This is a genomic window from Parasediminibacterium sp. HNIBRBA5674, from assembly GCF_056745525.1.
Window position 1 is genome coordinate 11,685 of record NZ_JBQWIE010000031.1, and the last position, 12,400, is coordinate 24,084.

Genomic DNA, 12,400 nt, shown 5'->3' on the forward strand with positions numbered 1-12,400 from the left:
TGGTACAACTAACACAAACTTAATGCTGCCATAGTCTACTGGTAACATTGAGATACAACTTTTGCAAAACCCTTTACATGAAAACTAGCAGTTTATTAGTGTTGATATTGCTTGCAGTTGGTTCTGTGTTACATGCGCAGCAAGCGCAAAATATTTTTGTAATTACTACCGATGGTTTTCGCTGGCAAGAAGTATTTAATGGTGCCGATAGCGTAATGATTAATTCTAGCAGATTGGTAAAAGATACTGGCATTACCAAAGATTTATTTTGGCACCAAGACCAAAGCATGAGACGCCAAAAACTAATGCCCTTTTTCTGGAACGTGATAGCTGCAAAAGGGCAATTGTATGGCAACAGAGAGGCTGATAATAAGGTGAACGTGAAAAATTTCTACAAAATATCTTATCCAGGCTACAACGAAATTTTTACTGGCACTACTGACCCTAGTATTATCCTTAACAAAAAAGTGTACAACAAAAACATCAACTTTTTAGAGTTTTTAAACAACACACCGCAGTACCACGATAAAGTAGTGGCCTTTAGTTCGTGGAACGTGATGCCTTATATATTGAACGAACAGCGCAACAATATTACTATTAATGGGGGCTACGAAGCACTAGCAGAAAACGATAGTGCTAGCCAACAAATAAACAATGTGCAAAATGCCGCCGAGAAAAACCATTGCAGAAACGATTGGTTAACCTTTGTGAGTGCCAAACAATACATAGATATGCATCACCCTAAAGTGGTGTACTTAAGCCTTGGCGAAACAGATGAATATGCCCACAAAAGCCAGTATGATATGTACTTGCAAAAAGCCAATGCGGTTGATAAAATGATTGGTGAACTATGGTATTATGTACAAACCAATCCTTTTTATAAAAACAATACCACTTTTATTATTACTACCGATCATGGCCGTGGTAAAAAGCCCGATACATGGTTTACACATAGCTTATTTACTAGAGGTTCTGGCGACATATGGTTGGCAGTATTAGGCTCTTCAATAGCGCCTTTGGGTGAGGTAAAAGCAACGCAGCAGTTGTATCAAAACCAAATAGCAGCCACAGTAGCCATGCTTGTAGGTGAAACCTTTAAGCCTACCGCAACTGTGGGTAAGCCAATTGCTTTACCACAAAGTACAAGCACTGTAAGTACTGTTAATAATAATGTTCAAGTTGCGGCTAGATAGTTGCTTGTTTAAAAGCAAAAAATATGCGATAGCTTTAACACTATCGCACCTTCTTTTAAGTTTATAAAATCACTTTGCGCCCTTTGTATGATTAGTTTCTTTGTGTGAAATAACTTCGTTAAATGCTTTCTCAAAATGATCGAAACCTTTAATGGTGGGGCTTGGTAGTTTCTCACCTTCATCGCCAAATACATAGAGGGCTTCTTATTTTTCTATGGCGAAGGCGGTTTCATAGATATTGCCTTTGGTGTTTTTGATAGCATTGAGGTTAAGTTGTAAGTACCGTAGCCATAATCAAGGATACCTAAAAAGCATGGGCTACAGTAACTTTTAATATAGACATTATTTTAGCAATTCTATGGCTTTTTTCATCGCATCATCATTTGCATTGATGGCTTGGTAATAGCCTTCACCTCTAAAAAGTTGCCTTGCAACAAGGGCTTTAAAGCGATGTAAGATGTCAGCTTTAGACTTTGCATCGATAGTGTTTAAAGCAATCGTATCTTCAGCCACATAGCTAGCAATGGCTTGAAAATCTTTATCTGATGTTGTAAAGTTTTGGTTGAAAGCTGCGCTATTGCTGTATTTACTTAAAGTTGCTTTGTTATCTATGAAATAGTGGTAAGCATAATTTGCCAATGAATTTTTGTAGTACATTTTAATGATAGGCGTAGGCAATTTAGCCGTATCGTAAGGTATAAAAACATCTGGTGTAATGCCACCGCCACCATACACAATGTGGCCTTTTGGTGTTTTATAAGCTTTACCTTGTTGCTTGGTAGAATCTTCTTTTACCACTTCACCATCTTCAAAACGGTTGAATAATTCTGCTTCATAATCGTGTTTGCTTTTATTGCTGTAAGGTTTTTGTACGCTGCGGCCAAGTGGTGTATAATAACGAGCAATGGTTAAACGAACAGCGCTACCATCGCTAAGACCAAATTGCTGCTGTACGAGACCTTTGCCAAAGGTTCTACGACCTACAACCGTTGCTCTGTCCCAATCTTGCAAGGCACCGCTTAATACTTCGCTAGCGCTAGCACTTGTTTCATCTACCAATACTATCAATTTACCTTTTTCAAACAAGCCATCACGCTTGCACTTGTACTCGTATCGAGGTACATTGTTGCCTTGTGTGTACACAATCAGTTTGTCTTCGCTTAAAAATTCATCTGCAATGGCTGTGGCTTCGCTTAGTAGACCACCACCATTGCCACGCAAGTCAAGTATTAAACCCGAAAGGCTATCTTTTTGTAGCTTTTCTAGGTTTTGCATAAATTCTTCGTAGGTTCTATCGGCAAATTTATTGATGCGAATGTAGCCTGTGTGTGGTACAATGATATAAGCCGCATCGATAGAAGGCACAGGAATATTGCCACGCTTTATGGTAATTGTTTTAATGGCTTTACCTCGTAAAATAGTAATGTTTACTGGTGAGCCAGCCTCGCCACGAAGTTGCTTACGAATAAAATCTGGTGTTGCATTTTTACCTGTTAAAACCACTGTGTCATTGGCTTTGATGATTTTGTCGCCTACCAAAATACCAGCTTTATCGCTAGGTCCATCTTTAATTACATTGGTAACATTTACTGTATCATCAAACTGCTGAAACTCTACACCAATGCCTTGAAAGTTACCTGCTAGTTGCTCGTTTACCTTTGATAAATCGATGGCAGGTATATAGGTTGAATGTGGATCTAAATGCGCTAGTACGTCTTCAATTACTGCTTGGTTAATGCTATCGAATTTTACGTCGTCTACATATTTGGCTTTCACCAAATCCATCACTTCTTGTACACTAGATTTTTTAGAAAGTTGAAATAAGTTTCTGCCGCTGGTTTTGCTTTTCAATTCGTAGCCAATCATCATCCCTACAATCATCACCACTGCTAATAAAAGCGGTAACCACACCTGTAATTTTTTACTTGCCATAAATATTGCCTTTGCATTTAGCTATACAAGCCACGAATATATTAAGTTTGTAGAGAGAGGCATTTATAAGTTTAGGGTTTGAAAGTTTAATAGTTTATCAGTTTATGGTTTACAAGCAGGATAAACCGACTAAACTTCTTTTAAACTATTTAAACTTCTATATTAATATCAAATGAAAAATTCCAAATTATAAACCAATATTATGGTACAATTAATAGCAGATAGTGGTTCTACCAAATGTGAATGGTGCTTACTTGATAATGGGAAAAAGAAAATTATCAGTACGCAAGGCATTAGCCCCTACTTTTTAAACTCAGACCAAATAGTGGCTTTATTGCAAAAAGAATTGCTGCCTAAGCTTAAAAAAGTAACGATAGAAGTGGTTCACTTTTATGGTACAGGTTTAAGTAATAATGCTAATGTGAAAATTGTAAAAAATGCCTTAGGTAAGTTGTTTGCAAATGCGACTATTCATATTGAACATGACTTACTAGCTGCTGCAAGGGCATTGTGTGGAAACAATAAAGGCATTGCTTGTATATTAGGTACAGGCTCTAACTCTTGCTATTTTAATGGTAAGAAAATAGTGAAAAACAGCCCTGGTTTGGGCTATATACTTGGTGATGAAGGTAGTGGCTCGTATTTGGGTAAAAAAGTAGTACAATATTACTTGTACAATACGTTTGACGAAGACTTGAAAGCGAGATTTGACAAGCGTTTTAACGTTACGAAAGATGAGATTTTAGATAGTGTGTACAAGCAGCCTTTGGCCAATAAATATTTAGCAAGCTATGCCATTTTTTTAGCTGAAAATAGAGGGCATTACATGATAGAAAATATCATAGAAGACGGGTTGAACGATTTCTTTTTTAACCACCTTTATAAGTACCGTGAAAGTTGGACACAGCCTATCAATTTTGTAGGTAGTGTTGCATTTGGTTTTAAAGATATATTGAAGGATTTGTGTAATACCTACGAACTAGAATTAGGTACTATTCTTAAAAAACCGATGGATGGCTTGATTAAGTTTCATTCTTAGTGTCACTAATTTCCTAAAATAATTACACGAATAACACTAATTCTAATCAATGTAAACAATTGTTGCATTTTGCTGCAAATAGTAGATGATATTTTGTTTATTTCGTGCAATTTGCTGCAATTTCGTTGCAGTAATTCGTGTAATTCATCTCAGTTAGTGTAATAAAGCATGAAAAAATTTATAAAAGTAACAGAACAATCGTCTAACTACCATCATTTAGAAAAAATGAGCGTAGAAGAGATATTGCTAAACATAAATAAAGAAGATCAAACAGTGCCATTGGCAGTAGAAAAAGCCATTCCTCAAATAGAAAGATTGGCTTCTGCAATAAGCGATAAAATGCTAAGTGGCGGTAGATTGTTTTATATAGGTGCAGGCACAAGTGGCCGTTTGGGTATTGTAGATGCTAGCGAATGCCCACCAACTTATGGTGTGCCTTATGGTTTGGTAATTGGTATTATTGCAGGTGGCGAAAAAGCCATTACGCAAGCGGTAGAATTTGCAGAAGATAGTACCAAACAAGGCTGGGCAGATTTGCAAAAACATTTTGTAAACGATAAAGATGTTGTGATAGGTTTGGCTGCAAGTGGTACTACACCTTATGTAATAAGTGCACTTAACGAATGTAGAAAACGTGGTATTATCACTGGCAGTATTAGTTGTAATCCTAATTCGCCTGTAAGCGATGCGGCTGACTATCCTGTAGAAGTAGTGGTAGGGCCAGAATTTGTAACAGGTAGCACACGTATGAAAAGTGGTACAGCACAAAAATTGGTGCTGAACATGATTTCTACAAGTGTGATGATACAACTTGGTAGGGTAGAGGATAATAAGATGGTGAACATGCAACTAAGTAATATAAAACTTGTTGATAGAGGTGTAAAAATGTTGATGGAACAACTAGGCTTAAATGACTATGAAACCGCAAAAGATTTATTATTAAAACATGGTACAGTAAAGAAAGCAGTAGATGAATACAAATCAATTAGCTAATTGGATAATGTGATAATCTGATAATGACAAAAGCTAAATTTATTTTTCTTCTTTCATTTCATTATCACATCATCTAATTATCAAATTATCACATTGAGACAATGCATTATTTAGAACCCTTTTTTAATTGGCGTCACATATACAATTCTGAGGAAGATAAACTATCGCCTTTTTTTGGTGTGGTACATAGTGAGTTTGAATTTTCGCAGACTGTTTATAATTATTATATCCATCCACAGTGGGATGATTTTGGTAGTACTACATTGTATTTGCGTATTATTTATGTAGACTATGAGCTACATTTTGCAGTAATAGAAATGATAGGTGAGTGGAACGATGCTATTGAAAACGATATTATGCAACTTAAGCGAGAAGTAGTTGATAAGCTAAGTGAGGAAGGCATTACCAAGTTTGTATTGATTGCAGAAAATATCCTGAACTTTCACAGTGGCGATAAAGATTATTATGAAGAATGGTTTGAAAATGTAACTGATGAAAATGGCTGGATTGTTGCCATCAATATGCCAGAACAAAGCCAACACGACTTTAAAAAACGCAAGTTAAACTACTACATAGAATTAATGGATTTGCCTGAGTGGCGTACTTTTAAGCCTTATCATTTGTACAAAAAAATAGATGATATGCTGATGAAGCGATTGGATTAAAAACAAGCCTTAGTAAATGCTTACTAAGGCTTGTTTTTTTTAATTTACCTCTTCAATTGGTACCTCTATTATAATTTTACAGCCTTTACCTACCGTAGATATTACCTCGAATTTGCCTAAAAATAATTCTGTTCTTCGCTTCATATTGGCCATACCAATGCCTGTATAATTTTTACTAGTATCAAAGCCTAAGCCATTATCTATAATTTCTAGTTTAAGCTTTCCATTTTTAACTGTGCCTACAATTTCTATAACGGATGCTTCTGCGTATTTAAAAATATTTTTTAGCTGTTCTTGTACTATTCTGTATAAGTTTATTTGAAATTCTTGTTTGGTTGGCAGTGCCTTAAACTTATCGTCGAATAGAATATGTATTTGGTATTTTTCTTCGATGTTGAACGTTTCCACTAATGTGGTAATTGCAAGTTCTAATGTGGTATCGTTAAAGAATGATGGTGCTAAGCGGTGAGAAAGGTTGCGAATTTCTCTTGATGCCAGCGTAATAGCTTCGGTGCCTTTTTCGTACCAAATTAGCTCTTTAGGCCCTAGTACTTTTTTAAGCATTTTTAATGATAGCTGGCTTGAAGTCAAAATCTGACAAACATTATCATGCAATTCACCACCTATCTCATAACGCTCATTTTCTTGCGCTTTAATGATAGCCTTGGTAAGGTTTTGCTCTTCTAGTACCTTTTCAGTAACATCTCTTTGAATAGCTACCCAATGCGTGTACCAGCCTGAATCATCTGCCACTGGGCTTATGTTGATATTTACCCAAAATTCGCTACCATCTTTTCTATAATTAAGCAAAGTAGCTTCACAAGATTCCCATCTCTTCAAGCATTCTTTTAGCCTGTCAAGTTCTTTCCTATCAGATTTTGGACCTTGCAACATTCTAGGGTTCTTACCTAATATTTCACTAGTTGTATAGCCTGTCATTTTTGTAAAGGCATCATTTACATACACAATTCTTGTATCAGATAGTCCAAATGATTCGGTTTCTGAAACTACTACAGCATCGTTTGTATTCGTAATTACTGATTCAAGAAGTTTCAATCGTAGTTCTTCCTCTTTCCGTTTGGTAATATCTCTTGTAGAAGCAACCATTCTCGTGGCTCGGCCTTCTTTGTTTCTTAGTACAAATCCTTTGCTTATAACGTATGCATAGTCACCATTTACTTTTTTTAGCCTATGTTGTTCTGTCCAATTCGTTTTATTGCTTTTTACAATTTTATAATAGCTATCTCTTACTTTTTCAATGTCATCTGGGTGTGTATTTTGTATCAGAAACTCAATGTTATTGGGCATTTTAATTAAATCATAGCCAAAAATCGTTTGCCAGCCTTCTGTCCAAATTACATAGCCCGTGATTAAATCCCAGTCCCAAATGGCGTCTGATGTTGCTTTTGTGGCAAGGTTGTAGCGCTCGTTACTTTCTTTTAATGCTTGTGTACGCTTGTAGCTTTCTAGTATAATTTTTAAAATATTACTGGCTCTAGTAATGGTATTTTCTTCTAGTGCTGTAGGTGATTTAGTTTGTTGATAATAAGCAGCAAATGTGGCAATTACTTCATCTTTTTGATTAAAGATTGGGTGACTCCAACAGGCTTTTAAGCCAAATTCTGCCGCCAATGTTTTATAATCTGTCCAGCGTATATCGTTTTCAATATCGGTTACAATGACATTCTTTTTGGTAAATGCCGTTGTACCGCAAGAGCCTACATTTACACCAATACTAATACCATTAATAGCATCGGTATATTTTTTTGGAAGGCTTGGTGTGGCCAGGCTAAATAATTGATTGCCCTTAAGCTGCAATATTGAACATATCATAGTTGGGTGCAGCACTTCTATACCTAGTATATAAATGCTTAACACTTCTTCTAAAGATTTATCTCCAGCCTCGTTTATTGCAAGAATATTGCGCTCTAGTTTTTCAAGCTCATTGTAATATTGATATTGGCTAATGTCTCTTTTAGCGCCTACCATTCTTATGGCTTTGCCATAATCATCCCTAATTACAAATCCACGGTTAATTACTTGTGCGTATGTGCCATCAGCTTTTAAGAAGCGGTAAGAATCTTCCCAATTGGTTTGTTCACCGTTTATTACCGCATACATACCATTTGTTACACGTTCTACATCTCTTGGGTGTATATGTTGCAACCTAAATTCTAATTTTGAGTGAATGTTACTTTTAGAATATCCAAATGTTGTATTAAAACCATCACCCCAAAAAATATTATTGGTATTTAAATCCCAATCCCAAATGGCATCGCTTGTGGCCTTGGTTACATAGTTAAACCGCTCATTACTTTCTTTAATTTTTGTTTCGCTTAGCTTGCTTTCGGTAATATCTTTTATTGAGCCTACAATTCTAAAATCGTCACCGCTAAGGCCTAATACAGGTGTAATAGTTACAATGCCAATTCTTAAACCTGTAGGGTACAAAGAGGTTTCTTCCCAAGAAACTGTTTGGTTTGTGCTTATGGCTTGCTTGTAATAGCTTTCAACCAATGGCCATGATTTAGGTGGTAGAATGTTTTTAACTTTTGCCCCAATAATATCACTGGCTGGTATACCTGTAGCGTGTTCAAATGCTTTGTTAATAGATGCGAATTGAAAATCTCCTCCAGCATCTAACGATACCATGAAAATAATATCTGCTACGTTGTTGTAGATAATATTTAGTTGATTTTTTTGCAAAAACAACTCCTTCTCATATTGGTTTCGTTTAGTAATATCCCGCACTATTAGTGCATTTAAGGCTTCGCCACTTGCATCTATAAAAGTAGAAGACGATACTTCGGCTTCAAACTTGCCACCATCTTTACGTATAAGGGTAACTACACCTTTAGCATAACCTTGCTTTTGTCTTTCGTTTAAAAATATCTCTAATCTTGAATCCGTAATATCTACCGTTCCATTTCTACCAGCTTTGCATACTTCCTCTTTCGTCATTCGCAGCATTTTGCAGCCACTGGGGTTAGCATCTAAAATACTTCCGCTACTTTTTGTAATAAAAATACCATCTATACTATTCTCGAAAAACGAACGATATTTTGCTTCGCTTTCAGCTATAGCTTTTTGTATGTTTATTTTCTCGGTAACATTAATAATAAGCGAAAATATTGCCTGCCTACCTTTATAATTCATCATGTGTGCATGTACATCAGCGTATATAATTTTGCCTTGTTTATTTAAGTGCCTAATGGCTTGTTTTTCAACAGCCGATAATGGTTCTTGCGATGTTTTAATATCTTCAAACAGTTGCAGATCTTCATCTGGTCGTATATCTGCAATAGATAAATTTAAAAATTCGGCTTTGGTATAGCCGTATAAATCTAGCGCTTCGTTATTTACATCTAAAAATTTATGCGTTTCAAAATCCCATATAAACATGGGCGAAGGATTGCTATCAAAAAGGTTTTTATAGTATTTTTCAGATGCAATAAGCGATAGTTCTATGCGCTTTTTTTCGGTAATATCTCTACCTATACAGTATAAAAGATTGGTTTCAGATTGATAACTGCCAGTCCAACTCATATGCACAATAGCGCCGTTTTTCTTCACATATCTGTTTTCAAAATTAATAAGAACACCCGATGTTTTAATATTTGGTAAATGTTCAATTGATGCTGATACATCTTCAGGATACATAAAGTCTGCAATACTTTTTCCTACTATTTCTTCGGGTTTATAGCCCCACATTTTTTCTGAGGCAGCACTTACATCTAAGAAAAAGGCATTCGTATCAAGTACACAAATAATGTCGATACTCGCTTTTAAAATGTTTTCTAACCTTGTATTAGTAGCTTCTAATTTTAAAATATTGTTTGTTTCTGTCGTAATGTCTTTTGCAAAACAGGCAATATTAATAACCTCACCAAGGTTGTTTTTTATTGGGTTAATAGATACTAAGGCGTATTCATAAGTATTGTTAAAAGGGTTTAAAATTTTTTCTTTAAAACTTAACGAGTTGCCTTTTAGTACTTCGGGTATTACACTTGTCCATTTGGCCAATCTTTCATCTCTCGCTTTTAATATATCCTCGTTATCTGCCAGCTGATAGCCTGCTGCAAGTTCATTCATTTTATCGTTGTAGGCATTGTTGGCTACCAATACTTGCATGTGAGTATTCATCAACCATACCAAATCGTTAGTGCCATTAATCAGTGCCTCTTGGTTAATTTTTACTAATTTGATAGCCTCTTTTTGTGCAACCTGTTCTGTAATATCTTGAAAAAAGCCCTTTACTTTAATAATTTCGCCTACATCATTTCTTACGGCTTTTCCTTTTGATAGTACATGTACAATTTCGCCATTGGCTTTTATTAAGCGTCTTTCTATAGAAAACGGTGTGCCATATTGTATGGTTTGTTCTAATGTTATTATGGCATTTTCTATATCATCTGGATGTGTTATTGAAAATTGTTGCTTTTCATTAGGGTCAAACGATTGAGGTTCGTAACCACTAATGATATATACTTCATCCGACCACCATATTTTTTTATTAACCACATCAATTTCCCATCTACCTATTAGCAGTCTGCTTTCAATTTCTTTAATATCATTTTTGGTTGCTTCTACTTGTTTTTGCAGCTGTTCGCAATTATTTTTTAAAGCAACTTTTTCTGTATCGTCAGTAAGTGATACCAACGCTAATGCTGTTTTATTGGTACCATCATCTACAATAGGGGTAATGGTAAATGAAATAACGTGATACGTTAAGCAATTTTTAAAAAGATCAAATATGCTAAAACACTTTTCTGGTAAGTGTGTAACAGTTTTACTTGTAATGCATTGTTGTATTTGTTTTTTTAATTGCTTAGCAACCTTTGCATTAATATCGGCAAACCCAAAATTAGGTGTGGTAAATAGCGGTTTTTGTACAATGCTTGCTTCCTTTGTACCTACCAGTTGTAAATAAGCATTATTGGCAAATACAATAATGGGCTCTTGATTAGTAATTTGTAACAATACACTTGGCTGCGGTGTATAAGCGAGTACTTTTCCAAAGGATGAGAATTCTGGCATTGATAAGCATTTAGTAAGCGTATATAGTTACCATCATACACTTTAATACACAAGGTATTAAGGCTTTTCTTTAATGCATTGTACATTAAAATAGGCAGTGGCAATACAGTATTAAAAATACGGTTACTACGAATGTAAAATAAAAAATTAAAAAACAGGTAGCAATATTGTTTTTCTAAAAGGGTGGGCTATTTGTAGGTGTACAATGCTATTGATGCCATAAAAAAGCCACCCTTTCAGGTGGCTAGTGGAATAGTGTTACCAGCTATTCCTTATGTTAGGGGGGGGTAAGCTTTTGGTGTTTCGTCTGTGGGCTTTTCTTTTTTACTTTGTCTTTGCGTAATAAGGTTGTTGTACTTATCTAGCACACCATTAATGCTGCTTTCAACGGCTGCGTACAATGGCGCTTTTACTGCATCGTCTTCGTATTCTTCTATTTTGCCTTCCAGCACTTTTTGAAGTTTGTTCCATGCTGCTATGGTATCATCTCTTAGTGCTTTCATTTTTGGCAATGTACTTTTTACGCCATCATCTGTTGCCCTATCTGTATAGGTAGCTATAAATAATGTATTAGTTGCTTTTAGTTCAGCCTTCCAGCCATCTAAATGAAAAGCCTTAAGTGCTGCTGTTAAAGCAGGGGTATTTTCCCATTTATCTATTAGGCTACTAAGGCTGCCCGATTCTGATTGATAGTTATCTACTGTAATGTTTCTACCGTAAACTTCTATACTTTCTATCAGTAGCAATGCTTGTTCTCTTTCTTCCAATATCCAGCTTTTAGTATACCCATCTATTATAAAACAGATGCCTGTAAAAAGATCATCTCGTTTACCATCTAGGTTTAGTAGCACTTGTGTTAAATCGCTTTTTAAGTTCAGTTTAAAAGTATTATCAATTGCAATTACGCTTTTGTTATAAAAGTCGTGCTGCTTTTGAATAAGCAAAACGCTAGGATTAGCAGCCTGAATAACGGATGCTAAATCTTTACCTTGCTGTATAAACTCAGGATTTCTGAGCAAACGGAAAACATTTGGAAGTAACATGGTTTTACTAGTTTAGTATATTATGCAAGTTTAATGCTTTATCTTGATATACGCAATACTACTAGTATATTTTTTTTAAATTACTTGCTAGCTAATGGTAGTGCCTATTGTGTAAGAGCTTTTTATTGCCACCACCGCTGGTAATAAAAACACAGGTATTGCTAGCGTGCCTACGTTGTAGGGAAGAAAATAACAGGTGTTGCTAGCGTGCCTACGTTGTAGGGAAGAAAATAACAGGTGTTGCTAGCGTGCCTACGTTGTAGAGGATAAAATAACAGGTGTTGCTAGCATGCCTACTGTGTAGGGGATAAAAGCACAGGTGTTGCTAGCGTGCCTACGTTGTAGGGAAGAAAATAACAGGTGTTGCTAGCATGCCTACTGTGTAGGGGATAAAAGCACAGGTGTTGCTAGCGTGCCTACGTTGTAGGGGATAAAGTAACAGGTATTGCTAGCGTACCTACGGTGTAGGGGATAAAAGCACAGGTGTTTATTACTAAT

7 protein-coding genes are annotated in these 12,400 nt (G+C 35.7%); 4 read left to right on the forward strand and 3 right to left on the reverse strand.

Annotated features, from left to right (window positions below; all coding sequences use genetic code 11):
* The first annotated feature begins 77 nt into the window (after nucleotides 1-77).
* Entirely contained in the window at nucleotides 78-1,193 is a 1,116-nt protein-coding gene (locus ACT9TX_RS14330; RefSeq protein WP_481339253.1) for an alkaline phosphatase family protein, read from the forward strand.
* A gap of 342 nt (nucleotides 1,194-1,535) precedes the next feature.
* On the opposite strand, the gene ACT9TX_RS14335 is transcribed toward ACT9TX_RS14330, so the two are convergent.
* Nucleotides 1,536-3,125, reverse strand: coding sequence for a S41 family peptidase (locus ACT9TX_RS14335; RefSeq protein WP_481339255.1), 1,590 nt, complete (start codon nucleotides 3,123-3,125; stop codon nucleotides 1,536-1,538).
* 202 nt (nucleotides 3,126-3,327) lie between these two features.
* On the opposite strand from ACT9TX_RS14335, the gene ACT9TX_RS14340 reads away from it, so the two are divergent.
* From ACT9TX_RS14340 to ACT9TX_RS14350, 3 genes are all read left to right on the forward strand, one after another.
* On the forward strand, nucleotides 3,328-4,164 hold the full coding sequence (locus ACT9TX_RS14340; RefSeq protein ID WP_481339257.1) for an N-acetylglucosamine kinase: 837 nt from the start codon (nucleotides 3,328-3,330) through the stop codon (nucleotides 4,162-4,164).
* Nucleotides 4,165-4,332: 168 nt separating this feature from the next.
* Nucleotides 4,333-5,157 (forward strand): N-acetylmuramic acid 6-phosphate etherase, encoded by an 825-nt coding sequence (gene murQ, locus ACT9TX_RS14345; RefSeq protein ID WP_481339258.1) that lies wholly within the window; start codon nucleotides 4,333-4,335, stop codon nucleotides 5,155-5,157.
* Between the two features lie 101 nt (nucleotides 5,158-5,258).
* The gene (locus tag ACT9TX_RS14350; protein ID WP_481339259.1) at nucleotides 5,259-5,822 is read left to right on the forward strand and encodes a hypothetical protein; all 564 of its coding nucleotides are present in this window, start codon (nucleotides 5,259-5,261) and stop codon (nucleotides 5,820-5,822) included.
* A 39-nt stretch (nucleotides 5,823-5,861) separates the two neighbouring features.
* On the opposite strand, the gene ACT9TX_RS14355 is transcribed toward ACT9TX_RS14350, so the two are convergent.
* Together ACT9TX_RS14355 and ACT9TX_RS14360 are read right to left on the reverse strand one after the other, a co-directional pair.
* The gene (locus ACT9TX_RS14355) at nucleotides 5,862-10,859 is read right to left on the reverse strand and encodes a PAS domain S-box protein (RefSeq protein WP_481339260.1); all 4,998 of its coding nucleotides are present in this window, start codon (nucleotides 10,857-10,859) and stop codon (nucleotides 5,862-5,864) included.
* Between the two features lie 272 nt (nucleotides 10,860-11,131).
* The gene (locus tag ACT9TX_RS14360; protein ID WP_481339262.1) at nucleotides 11,132-11,902 is read right to left on the reverse strand and encodes a DUF6261 family protein; all 771 of its coding nucleotides are present in this window, start codon (nucleotides 11,900-11,902) and stop codon (nucleotides 11,132-11,134) included.
* Nucleotides 11,903-12,400: the final 498 nt, after the last annotated feature.